The following is a 17,166-nucleotide window of genomic DNA, read 5'->3' as shown; positions in this document are numbered from 1 at the left end:
CTCTCGGAAGGAGATAAAGGAAAGGCGCCGGGATGTTCCGGCGCCTTTCCTTTCCGAAGAACTCCGATTGGCCTCAGGACTGCCTTTCCGCGACGGCTCCCTGAAGCATGGTCGGCGCGCGGGCGGCCTTGCCGGCATCGGAGCGCTCGTCCGAGAACCAGGCGATGGTCTCCCTCAGGCCCGTATCGAGCGACGTCTTCGGCGACCAGCCGAGAAGCTGCTTTGCAAGCGTGATGTCGGGACGGCGGCGGCGCGGATCGTCCACCGGGAGCGGGCGCGATACGATCCGGGAAGAGGACCCGGTCATGGCCAGAACCTTCTCCGCCAGATCCCCGACGGTGAGCTCGTTCGGGTTGCCGAGGTTGACGGCGCCGGGGAAAGGCCCCTCATAGGCCATGAGACGCATGAAGCCGTCGACAAGATCGGATACGTAGCAGAAAGAACGCGTCTGGCTGCCGTCTCCGTAAACGGTGATGTCGTCGCCGGACAGCGCCTGGCAGATGACGTTGGAGACCACGCGCCCGTCGTCGGCGCGCATGCGGGGCCCGTAGGTGTTGAAGATGCGCGCGACGCGCACATCCGCCCGGCTCGAGCGTTCGAAATCGAAGGTCAGCGTTTCGGCTGCGCGCTTGCCCTCGTCGTAGCAGGCACGCGGCCCGGTGGGGTTCACGTTCCCCCAATAGCTTTCCTTCTGCGGGTGCACCTCAGGGTCGCCATAGATCTCGCTGGTGGAGGCCAGGAAGAAGCGTGCCCCGATCGTCTCGGCGAATGTCAGAAGGTTGTGGGTGCCGACCACGCTGGTAAGCATGGTGTGCTCCGGATCGGCCTGATAGTGAGGCGGAGATGCCGCGCATGCGAGATTGAAGACCTCGTCGAACTTCATCTTCTTCGAGCGCAGGCGCGCCGGAAGCGCCTTGATGATGTCTCTGTCGACGAGATCGAACCGCGGCTCGCGCTCCAAATGCCTAAGGTTCTGCCGCCGACCGGTCTGCAGGTTGTCGACAGCCACCACATGCGCGCCTTCGCTCAGCAGAGCGTCACATAAATGCGATCCGAGGAAGCCGGCCCCACCCGCGACAAGGACGAGTTTGCTCCTGCCATTCTTCATGAAGACCATCTCCGTATCGGACCGCCGGCAGCGGTCCCGAGGTACAAACCTGCATCGGTCCAACGCCGAAGCTTGGCATAGGTTCAATGTCGGCCTCAGAATCTATTCACGCCTCTCAAGCTCTTACTTCCCACATCAGACGATGTTCCTTCTTCCGGCGATTCATCGCCGCAATCAGGTCGCGCTCCATGGAAGCGGCGCGATGGGAGGACGTGTGTTCGGCCAGGATGCGCCGCCTCGCTTCCTGCCCCATCATATCGCGCGCGAACCCGTCCGCTCCTTCCAGAACATGGAGGACGTCATCGGCCTGCCGGGCGAGCGCGATCTCTCGCCCGGGCGTCAGAAGCGTCTCGATCCCGTTCCATATATCGGAGATGATCGGCGTTCCGCAGGCGGCTGCCTCGAACAGGCGAACGCTGGGGCTATACCCGGCGCGGATCATGTCCGCGCGGGTGACATTGAGCGTGAAGCGGCTCTGTGCGTAGAAAGCCGGATGCTCGCTGGGTGGCACGTGATCGATGCGCTCCACGTTCTCCGGCCATGCGATATCGGCGGGATATTGCGGCCCGGCCACCACGAAGCGCAGATGCGGCGCACGCCGGGCGGGCTCGATCAGGAGTGTCCCGAGCGTGGGCTGCCGGTCCGGGCTGTACGTGCCGAGATAGCTCAGGTCCCAGCGCTTCGTCCGGTCGAGCACGGGATAGAGTTCAGGGTCGACGGAGCAATAGAGCGCTCGCGCCGCCGGAGCTCCGTATCGCTCCATGAGCAGATCGAGCGTCGGGCCACCCGTGAACGAGAAGTAGACGTCGTAATGCGGGATCAGATCCGGCGAGAGATATTCGTAATCGCCTCTCTCCAGCTTCGCCAGCGTCACGGGGGTATCGATGTCGTAGAAGGCGACGGTTCCGTCCGCCACTTCCTGGACCCATCGCCCGACGGCAACGCCCTCGGGCACGTAGGAGCCTACGATCACCGCATCGGCTGCGGCAATGACTTTCCTGTAACGCTCCAGGTCCCCCAGGCTCGTATAGAACTCGAGGCGGCAGAAATCGGGATCCTTCATGTCCCGGTGCGCGGCATACCATGGCACGTCGCGCTCCAGGAACAGCACGTCGTGTCCCCGGGCGCCGAATGCCTTGAGCAGGGCCCGGAAGGTTGTGGCGTGGCCGTTGCCCCATGACGACGAAAGACTCAGGCCGAGTACGACGATGCGCAATCCGCTCACGCGACGCTCCTCTCGCGCTTCTGCGAAGCCATGTCACGCAGAAGCGCATCCACCTCGGCTCCCCGTCTGGCATAGGTGTGCTCGGCCATGATCCGTCGCCGGGCAGCATCGCCGATGGCCCTCGCCCGCTCGGGATCCAACCTCTCCACATGGTCGGCCACGTCCTTGCCGTCTCGGGCGACCAAAACCTCCTCTCCCTCTTTCAGGAAGAGTTCGAGGCCGGCCCATGCATCGGTGATGAGGCACGCGCCTGCGCCTGCCGCTTCGAACACACGCGTCGCCGGCGAGTAGCCTGTCGTCGCCATGGAATCGCGTGCGATATTCAGGACCGCGAGCGGGCTCGTGTTGAAGGCGTTGTGATCGCGTGTATAGACATGCCCGATATGGCGCACGTTCGGCGGCATGCCTTTCGTCTCCCAACCATTGCCGCCGATCAGAAAGCTCCGGTTCGGCAGACGCGCGGCGGGCTCCAGGAAGAACTGCTCCACGCGCGCCTCGCGGTCTGGCAGTCGATTCCCGAGAAACGAGAGATCGGCCTTGAAGCGATCGTCGGCTGGCACCGGGTGGTGAGTCGAAGGATCGAGCGCGTTGTAGATCGGGATGCAGCGCCGCGCGCCGAATCCCTCATAGGCCTCGATCACCGGCGGGCCTCCGCCATAGGTGAGGACGAAGTCGAGGGCGGGAAGCGTGCGCCGCAACGGATGATCCGGGCTCTCCCGCAGCTCCGCGAGCGTCGCCGGGGCATCCACGTCCCAGAAAATGCGAATGGCGTCGGGCCGCGACGCTGCGACGACACCCTCCAGGAGCTCGTTGTCGAACACGCCGACCCCGGACGCCTTGACCACCACATCGGCCTTCGCGGCCTCGGCCACGACGCCGCGCATGGCCTCCTCGGTGGCCGGATAGACCTTGACCTCGGCCCATTCCGGCGGGTCGATGTCGCGATGCTTCTGACGGTCGAACGCATCGGGCTCGTAGAACGTGATGCCGTAGCCGCGGCGGGCGAGTTCGCTCAGCATACCTCTGTAGTAGGTCGCCGCCCCGTTCCAGTAGGAGGAGAGAAGGCTGGAGCCGTAAAAGGCTATCTTCATGCGGACATCTCCATCGGCGCTTCGGCACCGTAGGTTTTCAGGATCGTGAGCAACTGATCGACTCGGTGCGCACAGGAGTGGCGGTTGCGGATGGCGGCCAATCCGTTCGTCACGAGGAAGCGCCGTAAATCAGGATCACGGCTGACGGCCGTGAGATGACGCTCCATCTCGGCCTCGTCGCGTGCGACCAGATAGTCCTCGCCCGGATTGAAAAGCCCCTCCGAATCGCGCCAGGGCGCAGATATGAGAGGAATTCCGCAAGCAAGCGCCTCGAAGACCCGGATCGTGGGAATGCCGGGAAGCATATCCACGTAGAAGCGGCGCGGCACATGCACCGTAGCCAAGTGGCGTGCGAACACCTCGGGGGCCCGCGCATTCGGCAGCCAGCCCCGATACGTGACGCCGTAGCGATCCAGGGTCTCCAGAGCGTGCTCAGGATAACGCACGCCGTAGATGTCGAGGGGCAGCCCTACGGTCCGAGCCGGGCGAAAGAGATAGGTCTCCAGTTCCGCGCTGCGCTCGTCGTCGCCCCAATTGCCGATCCAGACGAGGCCCTTGCGTTCGACCTCTTCCGTCGGTGGATGAAAGAGCCGCGTATCGGCCGCCTCGTGCCAGACATGGACACGCTCGCCCCAGCCCCAGCGACGATAGACCTCGGCCAGCGTCTCGCCGAAGGCGAGAATGCCGTCGTATCCGCTCAGATCGAATTGACGAATCGCGTTCGGATCGCTGACCGCCCGATGATGCGTGTCGTGAAAGAGAAGGGTGAACCGCGCACCCTGGCTCCGCAGCGCGCCGATGGCCGCGACGAGCCACGGATCGTTCCATTCATGGACGATCACCACATCCGCGTCCGACACCATCTCGGAGAGATCGGCATCGGCCTCGAATGCGGTCGAGGACAGCTCCGGGTAAAGATTACGATAAGCCTCGAGCCCGGCCTCTCCATGATCCCGCAGGAGATTGTCAAGGCTCCATGCTCCTTCAGGCTCGTAAGCCACGACCTCGTGTCCGCGGTGAACGAGATCGCGCAGCACGCCTCTCAGGAAATGCGCATTGCCGTGATTCCAGCAGGATGCAAGGGAGTGAGTGAAATAGGCAAACTTCATGCAGCGGCTCCTTTGAGCGAAATGGAGCGGAATCTGGAGGGAATCAGAGCCCTGTAGGCAGAGAGGATGCCCGCGCTCATGGCTCCCACGCTGTAGGCTCCCGCCCGCTTTTTCGCTGCTTCCCCCATGGCGCGACGCATCGTTTCGTCCGCACTCAGCCGCTCGATCGATCGCGCAAAAGCGTCATCGTCATCCGGTGCCACGTACAGGGCCGCGCCATCCCACAACTCGCGCAGTGTCGGGATGTCGGACAGGATCAGCGCGCAGCCCGCCTGCGCGGCTTCCAGCACGGCGAGGCCGAACGGCTCGTATTTCGCGGCCGACACGAAGATGGGCTGCGCGCTCAAGTACCCGGCGACCTCCTCGTCACTGAGCCGTCCCAGGGCGATGGCGTGACGAGCCGCAATCTGGGTGCCGTTGGGCCCGCCGAGCGGGCCAGCCGCCAAAGCCGGGATGGAAAGATGCGCTGCGGCCCGATCGAACGCCGCGAAATTCTTGCCGTCATCCCAAAGGCGTCCGGCCGTGAAGGCAAAGAGGTCACGCGTCCCCGGAGCCTCGCCTCGAGCGGGTCGACGCCCGTTCCGGACGACCGTCGGGACTTCCGCGAGGTTGTAGACGCGGGCCGTGGCATGAGCGAACGCGGCGGTCGGGGCCAGGAGCATGTCAGCGGCACGATAGCCCCTGCGAACGAGTTCCGTCCGCCACTCGAACGCCTCGGGAAGCGGTCCCCCGCGCACGGATTCCCACCAGGTGGCGACACATGAGTGGCACACGGCCACCACGGGACGGGCAAACGATCCATCGGCAAGCAACGCGGGAGAGTTGAGATGCACGATGTCGGGCCGAATTTCGGCTGCGAGACGCGCAATCGACTGCCCGGCCGCCGCCACTTCGCCAGCCTGCTCGGCCGTCCAGTCGAGGGGAAGCCCTGTATCGATGACCTCGATGCCGCTCGTCCTCGCCTTCTCCAGCTGATCTCCCGAGGGCGCAGGGCCGAGTACGGCGAGGATCGTTTCGACACCATGCGCACGCATGCCCTCGGCAGCATCCAGCGCATATTGCCAGACACCGCCGACGGCATCGGCCGTCATGAGAACACGAAGAGCGGGACCGGTCTGTTTCCGTGCAGACATGCCTCTTCTATCCTCTTCACGCCGTGTCAGTTGGGTCAATGCGTTGCACAGCGGCAACCAATCCGCCTCTCATGGCACGATCGCAGCTTCCTGAAGCGGCGGGCTGTGCCGTATCGTTCCCGACAATCCTCTCTCTTCCTGCAGCCATCGCGCCAGGGCGGCCACACCCTTGCGCCACGGCGTCGGAGTCTTCAAGGCGAGTTCGCGTGCGATCCGACGGGTATCGGAGACGTAGTAGCGCTGGTCGCCCGCTCGCCAATCGGCATAGGCGGTTTCGACCGGACGCCCGATAAGATCCTCGATGTGGACGAGGAGCTGCCTCAGGCTGATCGCATTCGCGGGTCCGCCGCCCAGATTGAAGGCGCGCCCCTGAACGGCGCCGATGCGCTTCCAGGCTTGGGCATAGGCATCGACCGCGTCGGAAATGTTGAGGATGTCGCGCACCTGGCAGCCGTCGCCGTAGATGGCGATCGGCCTGCCTTCGAGGGCGCGGATCAGGAAATGGGCGACCCACCCCTGATCTTCCGTTCCCATCTGACGCTGCCCGTAGATGCAGCTCATCCGCAGGACGCAGGTGGGAATGCCGAAGGAGCGTGCGAAGTCGAGGACATACTGATCGGCCGCTCCTTTGGAGCAGCCATAAGGCGTATGGAAATCGAGAGGGCGGCTTTCGCCGATTCCGTTGTCGCGAATGGCCGGATCGCGTGGCACATAGGCATCGTTCGTCATGTCGAGCTCCACGTCCACGAGGTCGCCATAGACCTTGTTCGTGGAAGCGAAGACGAGAGGAACGGGCTCGCTGCGTTTGCGCAAAGCATCGAGCACGTTCAAGGTGCCGCGGATATTGATTTCGAAATCCTCGCGGGGATCGGCGAGGCTCGTCGTCACCGCGACCTGCGCGGCCATGTGAAAGACGGCCTGAGCGTCGGAGACCGCATCGGAGACCGCCGTCTCGTCGCGAATATCGGCGATAGCTGCGGAGATCTTCGAGGGGTGGCGCTTCTTCAACCATTCGAGGTTCCGGTCGACGCCGGGGCGAGCCAGAGCATCGTAGATCAGAACGTCATGCCCTTCGCTGGCGAACCGATCCGCCAGATTGGAACCGATGAAACCTGCTCCCCCTGTCACCAGGACGGGGCGGCGACGAAGAATGGCCGGCGCGCCGGTCTTTGAATCCGATTCCTTCATGCGACAAGGCCTCGCGATTCGAGTTCCTTGCGGGCCTCCTGAACGAGGTCCTTGGCTTCCTGGCGAGCCACCCACGCGGCGAGTTCCGCCAGTCCTTCCGAGAAGTCCTTCTTCGGCCTGTAGCCCAGCTCCTGCTGGATCTTCGAGATATCCGCGATGCAGTGGCGGATGTCGCCGATGCGCGCTTTACCCGCAATCTCGGGCGCAATCGGGCGGTTCATGGCCCTAGCCAGAAGCTCCGCCACTTCCGATACGGTCCGGTCCACGCCGCTGCCGACATTGAACACGCCGCCCGGCGCCTTCTCGTGCTCCAGCGCCAGGACGAAGGCCTGCGCAACATCCTCCACGTGAACGAAGTCGCGGCGCTGCTGGCCGTCCTCGAAGATCATGGGCGGCTGTCCGTTGTGAAGTCGCGATGCGAAGATGGCGAGAACGCCGGTATAGGGATTGGACAGGGCCTGGCCTGGGCCGTAGGCGTTCCAGAGCCTGAGCGCGACGCCCTCCATGCCATAGGCTGGACAGAGGGTCAGCGTCAGGCGCTCCTGCACATATTTCGACAGCGCATAGACGGATGCGAGCGCGGGCTTCTTCCATTCCGGAGTCGGCACCGGAACGAGCGGCCTGCCCTGTGCATCGAGCGGGTCCCAGGAATCGGCCTCGCTGGTGCGGGGCACGCGCACCACATCCTCCATGAGGCGCCCGTCGGCATCCCGGTAGAGTCCCTCCCCATAGATGCTCATGGAGGAGGCGACGACGACCCGCTTCACAGGATTGTCGATGAGCTGCTGGAACAGCACGGCCGTGCCGTAGTCGTTCACGGACACATAGCGGTCGACCGCGTACATGCTCTGGCCGACACCGACCTCCGCCGCGAGATGGACGACCTTCGTGGCCCCCTTCAGGGCCTTCAGAACCGCCGTCTCGTCACGTACGTCGCCAACGACGACCTCCACTTCGGAATCGAGACCATCGACCTGCGTCCTGTCGCCGTGAACCTGCTCGATGAGGCTGTCGAGCACACGAACACGGTGCCCACGCTCCAAGCAGGCGCGCGCAACGTAGCGACCGATGAAGCCAGCGCCGCCAGTAATGAGGATCGTATCCGCCACGAGAGGTCTCCGGGTGAATTGATGGTCGTCATGCCAGGATCGAGCCGGGAGAACCCCGCCTCCTCGGCTGGAGAAGCGACGCGCGACATGCGCCCGATCCAGGCGAAAACGGGGACGTGAGGCAGAGCGCGCACAGACCGGCCGCCCTTTTCATCCCTCTCAAAGCTTGGCATTTCACGGAGCAAAACGCTCCATCATCATCTTTGTTCCTTGGGCTTGAAGCTGGCCGCCCGGCCCTACTTGTAGCTTGTGCGCTTCCTCATGAAGACAAGAGTCTCAAGTCCGGAAACCGCGGGGAACAACAAACACTTTTCTCGCGTTGACGGCCAAGCTTCGGGACATGCGACCGGGCCTGACGCCTGCATGCCGCGTCGAAACTTCAGCCGATTGCCGGGAAGGCCCCATCAGGGAGATCCAACATGAGCTCACGAAAGGTCCGCGTCGGAATCGTCGGCGTCGGCAACTGCGCCTCGTCCTTCGCGCAAGGCCTTTCCTATTACCGCAGCGCTCAGATCAACGAGCCCATTCCAGGCCTGATGAATGTCGAGCTTGGTGGCTATCATATCAGCGATGTGGAGATTTCCGCGGCCTTCGACGTGAACGCCTCGAAGGTCGGCCGGGACGTCTCGGAGGCCATCTTCGCCGCGCCCAACAACACCCAGCGCTTTTCCACGGTGCCCGAGAGCGGGATCATTGTCCGTCGCGGCAAGACTCTCGATGGATTGGGCAAATATCTTCGCGACGAGATCGAAGAATCGCCCGAAGACGAAGCCAATGTCGCGGAGATCCTGCGCCAATCCAAGACCGATGTGCTCGTCTCCTATCTTCCGGTCGGATCCCAGAAGGCCACGGAGTGGTATGCCGAGCAGGCTCTGGAGGCCGGCTGCGCCTTCGTGAACTGCATTCCCGTCTTCATCGCCTCCAACCCCGAATGGCGGAAGCGCTTCGAGGAACGCGGCCTTCCCATCGTCGGCGACGATATCAAGAGTCAGGTCGGCGCCACGATCGTCCACCGGGTGCTGGCCAATCTTTTCCGCGAGCGCGGCGTGCGCCTCGACCGAACCTATCAGCTCAATTTCGGCGGCAATACGGACTTCCAGAACATGCTCGAGCGCGAGCGCCTGGAATCGAAGAAGATTTCCAAGACGCAGGCCGTGACGAGCCAGCTCGATATTCCCCTCCCGCCGGAGGACGTCCATGTCGGTCCGAGCGACCATGTCCCGTGGCTCACCGACCGGAAATGGGCCTATATCCGTATGGAAGGAACCGCCTTCGGGGGCGTTCCGCTCAACGTGGAGCTGAAACTCGAAGTCTGGGATTCACCCAATTCCGCAGGAATCGTCATCGACGCGGTGCGCTGCGCAAAAATCGCCATGGATCGAAAGATCGGCGGAGCGCTCACGGGACCTTCGAGCTATTTCATGAAGTCTCCTCCACAGCAGTTCACCGACAACGAGGCGCGAGAAAGGACGCTGCGCTTCGTCGCAGGCAAGGACGAAGAGACGTGAGGAGGCTCCGGGCGTGACCACCACCTTCTTCCTTGTGCGTCACGCCGCCCATGATCGTGTGGGAACCGTGCTGTGCGGGCGCATCCCGGGGGTGCGCCTTGGCCATCTGGGAAGGACACAGGCGCAGGCGCTCGCTGAACGCCTTGCTCGCGAGAACGTCGTGCGCATTCTCACGAGCCCGCTCGAGCGGGCAGTCGAGACGGCCGAGCCCATCGCGGCGCGCCTCGCCAGGCCCGTCGAGCATCTCGACGACATCATCGAGATCGATTTCGGCGCATGGTCGGGCAAAAGTTTCGACAGCCTGGCCGAAGACCGGCTATGGTCGGCCTGGAACAGCAGCCGCAGCACGATCCGCCCGCCGGGAGGCGAAACGATGCTGGAGGCGCAGACGCGTATCGTCCATGCCATGGAAGAGCTTCGAGGATTCCATGCAGGACGCGCCGTCGTTCTCGTCAGCCATAGCGACGTGATCAAGGCCGCCCTTCTCTACTATCTGGGCATGCCTCTCGATTCATACGGCCGTTTCGAAGTCTCTCCGGCTTCCATGACGACGCTCGTCATCGGCGACTGGGGCTCCAAGGTTCTTCACATGAACGAGGTGATCGCCGCATGAAGCTTGTCGTTTTCGGGCTCACCATCTCTTCGTCCTGGGGCAACGGCCACGCCACTCTCTGGCGGGGCCTGTGCAGGGCGCTCGCCCGTCATGGACATCAGATCGTCTTCTTCGAGAAGGACGTGCCCTATTACGCAACCAACAGGGATATGGTCGCGATCCCGAACGGCAAACTCGTTCTCTACGATACCTGGGATTCGATCAGACACCGCGCGAAGGCTGAGCTTGCCGACGCCGATGCGGCCATGGTCACGTCCTATTGCCCGGACGGCATCGAGGCCACGGATCTGGTGCTCGACACGCCGAAGGCCGTCCGCACATTCTACGATCTCGACACTCCCGTCACCCTGTCGAAGCTCCAGGCCAGGGAACCGCTGAACTATGTCGGCTCCCGGGGCCTGCGCGAATTCGATCTCGTCCTCAGCTATACGGGCGGTGGCGCTCTCGACAAGCTGCAATCGGAACTGGGCGCGCAACGGGTAGCCCCGTTGTACGGCCATGTGGATCCGGACGTTCATCGCCCTGCTGCGCCGATGGCTCATTACGGGTCCGATCTCTCCTATCTCGGGACCTATGCCGCCGACCGGCAGGCCGCGCTCCAGCGGCTCTTCATCGACTCCGCGGCCCGGCGCCCGAAGCAGCGGTTTCTGATCGGAGGAGCGCAGTATCCCGACGATTTCCCATGGCAGCCGAACATCCACTTCGTGCGGCATCTGCCGCCGGCGGAGCACCCGGCCTTCTTCTCGTCCTCGCGCCTGACCCTCAACGTGACGCGCCAGGCGATGGCAGAGATGGGATGGTGCCCCTCCGGGCGCCTTTTCGAGGCATCGGCGTGCGAGGTTCCTCTCCTTTCCGACGATTGGGAGGGCCTTGATCGGTTTTTCGACCCGGGCCACGAGATCCTCATTGCGAAGACGACCGAGGATGCCGTCGCGGCTCTCGATCTCTCGGACGCGGAGCTGAGCCGGATCGCCCGCGCCAGCCGGGAGCGCACGATGGCCGAGCATACGTCGGAACACCGCGCCCGTGAGCTTGAAGCTCTCCTTGCGGGCGCCAAGTCCACATCGTCCGCATCGTCCATATCGGGACAACCGACAGCCATGATGGAGGCATGAACCATGTGGGGCATCATACCCGCAGCCGGGCTCGGCAGTCGCATTCAGCCTCTGGCGTTCTCGAAGGAGCTGCTCCCGGTCGGAAGCCGCCTCGACAACGGCGTGGAACGCCCATGCGCCGTGAGCGAATATCTCGTCGAACGCATGATCCATGGCGGAGCGGACAAGATATGCTTCGTCATTTCTCCAGGCAAATCCGACATCATGGAATACTACGGCGCAAGCTATGGCAGCGCCTCCATCGCCTATGTCGTTCAGCCGCAGGCCGCAGGGCTATGCGATGCGATCTTTCAGGCGGCTCCGCTCATTCCTGCGGACGAAAGCGTCATCGTGGGGCTCCCGGACACCGTATGGTTCCCCGAAAAGGCGCTCGCGGAGCTTCCTGAAGGCCAGCTATCCTTCCTCCTCTTTCCCGTCGAGAACCCGCAGGTCTTCGACGCCGTCGTTCTCGACGAGGCCATGCAGGTCCGGGAAATCCAGGTCAAGCGGGAGGATGCCTCGTCGAAATGGATCTGGGGCGCCTTCAAGATGCCTGGCTCCATTCTTGAATCGCTGCGCCAGCTCTGGCTCTCGCGCAATCGTCAGGACGAATATTTCGGCACACTCGTCAACGCCTATCTCGCGCAGGGTGGACAGGCGCTCGGCGTCAGGGCGGGAGAGTCCTATGTCGATGTGGGCACTCTTCACGGCTACCGATCCGCCATCGGCCTTCTGAGCGAGGCCGCCCAGCACGACACGATGACCGGAGCGCGCGTCGCTCTCGGCTGGCCCGCAGGGCGCCTGCCTCGAGGCCTCCACGATTTGAGCAGGGAGTAGTTTTCGATGAATGTCATGGACCCCATGTCCCCCGAGGACATCAGGAGAAGGGCCGAAGCGCTCGGCCCCTGGTTTCACAACATGGAAATCAGGGAGGGGATCTGGACGGCCCCCAACCACTTCCTCGGAAACTACCCAGCCATCAAGTGGAAGAACTTCTCGGGTGCGATCCCGCAGGACCTGACGGGCAAGAGCGTCCTCGACATCGGCTGCAACGCTGGCTTCTACTCCATCGAGATGAAGAAGCGAGGCGCCGAGCGTGTACTCGGCATCGACTTCGATGATGCATATCTCGCTCAGGCCCGTTTCGCGGCCGAGGTGACGGGGCATGACATCGAGTTCCGCAGGCTCTCGGTTTACGATCTCGGCCAGCTCGGCGAGACGTTCGACGTCGTCATCTTCATGGGCGTCCTCTATCATCTGCGTCATCCGCTCCTGGCGCTGGACCTGATCCACGAGCATGTGGCCAAGGAAATGCTGGTGTTTCAATCCATGCAGCGCGGTTCGAGCAAAACGATGCCGGTGGAGGAGAATTACACCTTCTGGCAGACCGAGCATTTCGACGATCCGCGCTACCCGAAGATGCATTTCATCGAACATCGCTATGCGGACGACCCGACCAATTGGTGGGCGCCGAATGCGGCCTGCGTCGAAGCCATGCTCCGCAGCGCCGGATTCGAGATCACTCAGCATCCGGAAGAAGAAGTTTACATTTGCCGCCGTGTCGACGCCCCGCCGGGAGCTGGCGCGGTCTATCCGGCTCAGGGGAGAACCGCATGATTGAAGCTGCAATGATCTGGAACGAGCCCAACAACAAGTCCCATTGGGACCCGGAGATCGATCCGGATTGGAGGCTCTTTTCCGAGATGGCGATCGCTGCCGGACAGGCGATCAAGGAAGCCAATCCCAACCTGCCGCGCGTTCTCGGGGGCATGTCGCCGATCGATCCCGGCTTCATCAACAATCTGAGGACGCGCGGCGTTCTCGATCACGTGGACGTGGTCGCCGTCCACGGCTTCCCGCTCGACTGGAACCTGTGGCAGATCCATGAATGGCCTGCGAAGGTCGACGAGATCCGCGCCGTCACCGACAAGCCGATCTGGGTCACGGAAGTGGGCGTCTCCACGTTCGGAGCCGAGGAGATCCAGGCCTGGGGCTTGAACCGCACGGCGGAGCTGCTCATCGGCAAGGTGCCGAAGATTCATTGGTACAGTCTCTACGACCTGCCTCGCGCATGGGAGGCCACCACGCGCCATCGGGAGGCGGAAGGCTCGTCCTACTACCGGCACTTCTACATGGGTCTCCTGCGGGAGGACGGTACGCCGAAGCCTGCGCTCAAGGAGTATGAAAAGTACGCCGGGCAAATGGGACTTTGCCAATGGTTCCATTTCGAGGACCATCGCCTCGACGACGCGGTCGCCTGGATGAAGCGGCTCGGCGTGAAATACCTGCGCACGGGCCTCTCCTGGGCCGACAGCTTCCGTCCCAATGCGCTGGATTGGTTCGACCGGCAGATGGAGGCGCTCGCGGATTTCGATGTAACGGTTACCTTCTGCTTCACGCCGGAGCATCGCGGGATCGCACCGCACCATACCAGCCCCCCGCAGGTGAAGGAGGAGTTCGCGGAGTTCTGCGCAAGTATGATCCGGCGCTATGCGCCCCATGCCGACACGAGCGCAGCCGAGAAAAAGCTGATCGAGGTCTCGTAAGAAGACGTTCGTCTCCAAGGCTTTCTTCTCGGATGAGCGCGTCGGATCTGATCCTAAAAGTGGATTCCACTTTTCACGTCCGATGCTCTGGCGAAAAGTGGCCCCGGTTTTCACGAACGTGGCCCTTCGGGTCCGCTCAAACGATGCGCTCTTTCCAAGAAGGGAGCCTCGGAGGGGATCCTAAAGCATCGTGCGAAGAAGTGGAAACCGGTTCTTCGCGAAAAACGATGCTTCGCCAAAGAGAAAGAGCAAGCATTCTGATCCCGTCAGAATGCAATTTGCTCTAAAAGTGCAAATCCACTTCCCGCGTTGGATGCTCTAAAGGAAAAGGCGGCTGAGACCTCAGCCGCCTTTCTTCATGATCGTTTCCTTCATCTCGGATTATCTGCCGTAGATTCGATCCAACACGCGGGCGACGGTGATGAGCTCGCGAGCCGCCGGGTCGAAACGTTCGCCTGCCGCCAGACGGAACGCCCAGTCGGCTGCGGCGCGCCCTCCCCATTCATCGGGTGGCGTAGCGAGCATTTCTCGCGACGTGCCCCAATATCGCTCGGCCGTGAAATCATAGAACGATCCGTTGACATTGCGCAGCGATACACCGCCTTGCGTTCCGTAGAAGGTCGCCGAGATGACGGCATCGCAACCCGCCTGAAGTTTCCAGGAACATGCGAGCTGGACCACCGCGCCCGTATCGGTCTCTACGGTCGCGACCGCGTAGTCTTCCACCTGAGAGGCGGCATCCTTGAGCGGCCGTCCAGCCGCGAAGAGCTTTCCGGAGACCGGTCCGATGCCGGGATTGTCGAGAATCCACAAGGCGAGATCGACCAGATGGACGCCGAGATCCATGACACAGCCGCCCCCGGACAGAGCGGGGTCGTAGAACCACGGCTTGTCCGGCCCATAGGCGTTGTGGAACACGAGATCGACCGCATAGATATGGCCCAGTTCGCCGGAAGCGACGATCTCTCGGATGCGGCGCATGCCTTCCGTGAACCGATAGGACAGATCGACGCAAAGCAGCCGGTCGGCCCGTCGGGCCGCGTCCACGACCGCCTCAACCTCCCTGGCATTGCGGCCCAGGGGTTTCTGGCAGAACACGGCGGCGCCGCGCTCGAGAGCCCGGATCGACTGCTCTGCATGCATGGCGCTGGGCGTCGCGATCACCACGCCATCGACGCCGAGATCGAGAATGTCGTCCAACGATGTAACGAGCCTTGCTTCCGGCACGAGCTTTCCCGCCTCGGCCGCCATGTCGGGCGACGAGTCGGCGATGGCTGCGACCTCGACCGCGTCCGTGCCCATGATCGCCTGCATGCGATGCCGCCCGATCCAGCCTACGCCCAGAAATCCGAGGCGTGGTCGAGCAAGGGCGGTCGCCTGAGACGTCTCGATCGGAGCCTGCTGTGTCATTGGAAGGTCACCAGAGCCTTGAGAAAACCGTCCGGACGATCACGCGTGGCGTCGAGCGCCTCGTTCAGCCGTTCAAGCGGGTAGGTATGGGTGTAGAGAAAACCTGGATCGATCCGCCCCGAGGCAATGGCATCGATCGCCTCTCGGATGCCCTGCATGTAGATTTTAGAATCGCGCTCGTGGGCATTGATCACGTCGATCCCGCGCCAGTTCCAGAGCCACATGTTGACCTGCCGTGGCCCATCCTGATGATAACCGGCCACGATCAGCTTGCCGCGTTCACGGGTGATCTCGCCCGCCAGATCAAGAGGCCACTGCTTTCCGACCGCCTCGATCACGCGGTCGCAGAACGCCCCGCCCGTCAGTTCCTTCACTCTTTCGATGATCGCATGGTGATCTTCCATCGGGATCACTTCGGCCGCTCCCATGCGACGGGCGAGATCGAGCGAGAAGGGGCGGCGTGAAATCGCGATCACCCTCGCGCCGGCATCGGTCGCAAGCTTGGTGAGAAGCGCCCCCAGAAAGCCGATTCCGATGATGGCGATCGTCTGCCCGGGCGTAATCTCGCTGCGGCGGAAGATGTTCATGGCGCAGCCGAGAGGCTCACCGGGAAAAGGCTGGCCCGCGAGGGCCTCGGGCAGACGCACCACCGATTCCACATCGGCGATATCGTATTGGGCATAGGATTTATAAGTCAGGGCCGCGACTCTGTCGCCAATGGCCAGTCCTTCGACATTCTCGCCGACGGCGTCGACGATGCCCCAGGCCTCGTGCCCGAGCGAACCGGGTTCGGTGGGAAACTGCATCCAGTCGGGACCTGCCCAGGGCGTCAGATTGGACGCGCACACACCGCATCCTTCAAGACGCAGCCGCACCTGACCCGCGCCAGGCTCAGGCAGCTCTAATTCCTCGATCTTGATCTGCCCGGGGCCCGTCAGTATGGCCGCCCGCATGGTCTTCGCCGCTTGGATTGCCGAGCCGTTTACGGTGCCCGGACCGGGCTCCCCGGAAGCGCCGAATGTGTCATTCCCCAAGACCTTATCGTTCAACAAGTCGACCGTCTCCATTCCTCTTTCCGAGCAAGTAGAGACAGGATACGAGACTTCAAGGCTTGGCTGTTTGGGCCTGCAGTTCGGCGACATAGCGCATCCGCGCCGCGCTGTCCGGGGCCGCTCCTTCAGCGGCGCACCAGCGGGCGAAGGAGGAAGGCTCGATCAGGATCCGCTCGATTTCGAGCCCCGATTGCCGCCCCACGCTTTCGTTGTTCTCTGCGGCGGCACGCCATTGCTCGTACGTTGGAGCAAGGTTATGGGCATCGGCCACCATGCCGCGGATGTCGGCGTAATCCTCGCGATTGTACCACGGCAGCGCAATCTTTCGCTTCGTCTCCACCACTCGGGTGTCTCCCTCTCAAAGAACAGCATCGAACCCTTGCGCTCCGTGCAGGGCAAGGGTCCGATACTTCATCGCATCGTCAGCTCAGGAAGTAGAACGCCGCCGGGACCGCTGCCAGGAGGCTGGCCGATGTAAACAGCATCAAACGGTGATCGGGATTGACCAGGCGGCGCACCTTGCGGGCCGTGACGCTCGCTTCCATGCTCCAGCCGTTCATGCAGGAGCAGAGAAGGCGGTGAGCCGACCGCTCGGAGAGATCGAAATACTCCATGGCATCGCCGAGCCGGTCGCCCTTCAATCCGTCCGCACGGAGAATGGGATCCTCGAAGGCGACCGTAATGGGAGATTCGTCCGACCTCAGTTCAGGCCTTTTCTCCTCGGGCGTGAACTCGATCTCTCCCAATGAGCGAAGCCGCCGCTTCGGCTGCCGCTCCAGTAATTCCGCCCAACGCTCAAGGCGCTCGCGTCGGGAGAGGAAACCTTGCTTGAACTCATGTACCTCAGCAACGCCACGCAGTGTCTCTACAGGCTTGTGTTCCATCGGTATTCTCCGCAATGGGAGCCGGCCCTGAAGCCAAGGCCGAGCCCTGGACGTACGAGCTTGAAACGAGTCATAGGCTTTTTTACGTCAACGACG

At 62.9% G+C, this 17,166-nt stretch carries 17 protein-coding genes; 6 read left to right on the top strand and 11 right to left on the bottom strand.

The window, feature by feature from the left end:
* Positions 1-73: 73 nt before the first annotated feature.
* The 7 genes from AB8841_RS11985 to AB8841_RS11955 form a co-directional block, all read right to left on the bottom strand.
* Entirely contained in the window at positions 74-1,108 is a 1,035-nt protein-coding gene (locus tag AB8841_RS11985; protein ID WP_370436079.1) for a UDP-glucuronic acid decarboxylase family protein, read from the bottom strand.
* Between the two features lie 115 nt (positions 1,109-1,223).
* Positions 1,224-2,333 (bottom strand): glycosyltransferase, encoded by a 1,110-nt coding sequence (locus tag AB8841_RS11980; RefSeq protein ID WP_370436078.1) that lies wholly within the window; start codon positions 2,331-2,333, stop codon positions 1,224-1,226.
* A complete protein-coding gene (locus AB8841_RS11975) occupies positions 2,330-3,424 on the bottom strand; it encodes a glycosyltransferase (RefSeq protein WP_370436077.1) in 1,095 nt (364 codons plus the stop codon). Before AB8841_RS11975 ends, AB8841_RS11980 begins: the two co-directional genes overlap by 4 nt.
* Positions 3,421-4,533 carry a glycosyltransferase gene (locus AB8841_RS11970; RefSeq protein WP_370436076.1) on the bottom strand — a complete coding sequence of 371 codons (1,113 nt, stop codon included), beginning with the start codon at positions 4,531-4,533 and terminating at the stop codon, positions 3,421-3,423. Before AB8841_RS11970 ends, AB8841_RS11975 begins: the two co-directional genes overlap by 4 nt.
* A complete protein-coding gene (locus AB8841_RS11965; protein ID WP_370436075.1) occupies positions 4,530-5,666 on the bottom strand; it encodes a glycosyltransferase family 4 protein in 1,137 nt (378 codons plus the stop codon). The genes AB8841_RS11970 and AB8841_RS11965 overlap by 4 nt, the downstream gene beginning before the upstream one ends.
* Before the next feature lie 69 nt (positions 5,667-5,735).
* Positions 5,736-6,854: an SDR family NAD(P)-dependent oxidoreductase gene (locus AB8841_RS11960; RefSeq protein WP_370436074.1), complete on the bottom strand. Its 1,119-nt coding sequence runs from the start codon at positions 6,852-6,854 to the stop codon at positions 5,736-5,738.
* Complete coding sequence (locus AB8841_RS11955) at positions 6,851-7,963, bottom strand: NAD-dependent epimerase/dehydratase family protein (RefSeq protein ID WP_370436073.1); 1,113 nt, start codon at positions 7,961-7,963, stop codon at positions 6,851-6,853. Before AB8841_RS11955 ends, AB8841_RS11960 begins: the two co-directional genes overlap by 4 nt.
* Before the next feature lie 419 nt (positions 7,964-8,382).
* Between AB8841_RS11955 and AB8841_RS11950 the strand changes: the two genes are divergently transcribed.
* Genes AB8841_RS11950 through AB8841_RS11925 form a run of 6 tightly spaced genes read left to right on the top strand, consistent with a single transcriptional unit; the run spans position 8,383 to position 13,724 of the window.
* Positions 8,383-9,471, top strand: a complete 1,089-nt coding sequence (locus AB8841_RS11950) for an inositol-3-phosphate synthase (protein WP_370436072.1) — start codon at positions 8,383-8,385, stop codon at positions 9,469-9,471.
* A gap of 13 nt (positions 9,472-9,484) precedes the next feature.
* Complete coding sequence (locus tag AB8841_RS11945) at positions 9,485-10,084, top strand: histidine phosphatase family protein (protein WP_370436071.1); 600 nt, start codon at positions 9,485-9,487, stop codon at positions 10,082-10,084.
* Entirely contained in the window at positions 10,081-11,199 is a 1,119-nt protein-coding gene (locus tag AB8841_RS11940) for a glycosyltransferase (protein ID WP_370436070.1), read from the top strand. The genes AB8841_RS11945 and AB8841_RS11940 overlap by 4 nt, the downstream gene beginning before the upstream one ends.
* Positions 11,200-11,202: 3 nt before the next feature.
* A complete protein-coding gene (locus AB8841_RS11935; protein WP_370436069.1) occupies positions 11,203-12,015 on the top strand; it encodes a nucleotidyltransferase family protein in 813 nt (270 codons plus the stop codon).
* A gap of 6 nt (positions 12,016-12,021) precedes the next feature.
* Positions 12,022-12,795: a TIGR04290 family methyltransferase gene (locus tag AB8841_RS11930; RefSeq protein ID WP_370436068.1), complete on the top strand. Its 774-nt coding sequence runs from the start codon at positions 12,022-12,024 to the stop codon at positions 12,793-12,795.
* Positions 12,792-13,724, top strand: coding sequence for a beta-xylosidase (locus AB8841_RS11925; protein ID WP_370436067.1), 933 nt, complete (start codon positions 12,792-12,794; stop codon positions 13,722-13,724). The genes AB8841_RS11930 and AB8841_RS11925 overlap by 4 nt, the downstream gene beginning before the upstream one ends.
* A 381-nt stretch (positions 13,725-14,105) precedes the next feature.
* On the opposite strand, the gene AB8841_RS11920 is transcribed toward AB8841_RS11925, so the two are convergent.
* The 4 genes from AB8841_RS11920 to AB8841_RS11905 form a co-directional block, all read right to left on the bottom strand.
* Positions 14,106-15,134 (bottom strand): Gfo/Idh/MocA family protein, encoded by a 1,029-nt coding sequence (locus tag AB8841_RS11920; protein ID WP_370436066.1) that lies wholly within the window; start codon positions 15,132-15,134, stop codon positions 14,106-14,108.
* Positions 15,131-16,087, bottom strand: coding sequence for a zinc-binding dehydrogenase (locus AB8841_RS11915; protein WP_370439252.1), 957 nt, complete (start codon positions 16,085-16,087; stop codon positions 15,131-15,133). Before AB8841_RS11915 ends, AB8841_RS11920 begins: the two co-directional genes overlap by 4 nt.
* A gap of 151 nt (positions 16,088-16,238) precedes the next feature.
* Positions 16,239-16,529 (bottom strand): hypothetical protein, encoded by a 291-nt coding sequence (locus tag AB8841_RS11910; RefSeq protein ID WP_370436065.1) that lies wholly within the window; start codon positions 16,527-16,529, stop codon positions 16,239-16,241.
* A 79-nt stretch (positions 16,530-16,608) separates the two neighbouring features.
* Positions 16,609-17,070, bottom strand: a complete 462-nt coding sequence (locus AB8841_RS11905; protein ID WP_370436064.1) for a hypothetical protein — start codon at positions 17,068-17,070, stop codon at positions 16,609-16,611.
* Between the last annotated feature and the right edge of the window lie 96 nt (positions 17,071-17,166).

The sequence above is a fragment of the Microvirga sp. TS319 genome, assembly GCF_041276405.1.
Lineage (GTDB): Bacteria > Pseudomonadota > Alphaproteobacteria > Rhizobiales > Beijerinckiaceae > Microvirga.
This window is presented reverse-complemented; position numbering and strand designations above follow the sequence as displayed.

Bases quoted from the DNA above. Each gene is read 5' to 3' on its own strand.
- AB8841_RS11985 (WP_370436079.1), bottom strand. From the start codon at position 1,108: ATGAAGAATGGCAGGAGCAAACTCGTCCTTGTCGCGGGTGGGGCCGGC.
- AB8841_RS11975 (WP_370436077.1), bottom strand. From the start codon at position 3,424: ATGAAGATAGCCTTTTACGGCTCCAGCCTTCTCTCCTCCTACTGGAAC.
- AB8841_RS11970 (WP_370436076.1), bottom strand. From the start codon at position 4,533: ATGAAGTTTGCCTATTTCACTCACTCCCTTGCATCCTGCTGGAATCAC.
- AB8841_RS11965 (WP_370436075.1), bottom strand. From the start codon at position 5,666: ATGTCTGCACGGAAACAGACCGGTCCCGCTCTTCGTGTTCTCATGACG.
- AB8841_RS11960 (WP_370436074.1), bottom strand. From the start codon at position 6,854: ATGAAGGAATCGGATTCAAAGACCGGCGCGCCGGCCATTCTTCGTCGC.
- AB8841_RS11950 (WP_370436072.1), top strand. From the start codon at position 8,383: ATGAGCTCACGAAAGGTCCGCGTCGGAATCGTCGGCGTCGGCAACTGC.
- AB8841_RS11940 (WP_370436070.1), top strand. From the start codon at position 10,081: ATGAAGCTTGTCGTTTTCGGGCTCACCATCTCTTCGTCCTGGGGCAAC.
- AB8841_RS11935 (WP_370436069.1), top strand. From the start codon at position 11,203: ATGTGGGGCATCATACCCGCAGCCGGGCTCGGCAGTCGCATTCAGCCT.
- AB8841_RS11930 (WP_370436068.1), top strand. From the start codon at position 12,022: ATGAATGTCATGGACCCCATGTCCCCCGAGGACATCAGGAGAAGGGCC.
- AB8841_RS11925 (WP_370436067.1), top strand. From the start codon at position 12,792: ATGATTGAAGCTGCAATGATCTGGAACGAGCCCAACAACAAGTCCCAT.
- AB8841_RS11920 (WP_370436066.1), bottom strand. From the start codon at position 15,134: ATGACACAGCAGGCTCCGATCGAGACGTCTCAGGCGACCGCCCTTGCT.
- AB8841_RS11915 (WP_370439252.1), bottom strand. From the start codon at position 16,087: ATGCGGGCGGCCATACTGACGGGCCCCGGGCAGATCAAGATCGAGGAA.
- AB8841_RS11905 (WP_370436064.1), bottom strand. From the start codon at position 17,070: ATGGAACACAAGCCTGTAGAGACACTGCGTGGCGTTGCTGAGGTACAT.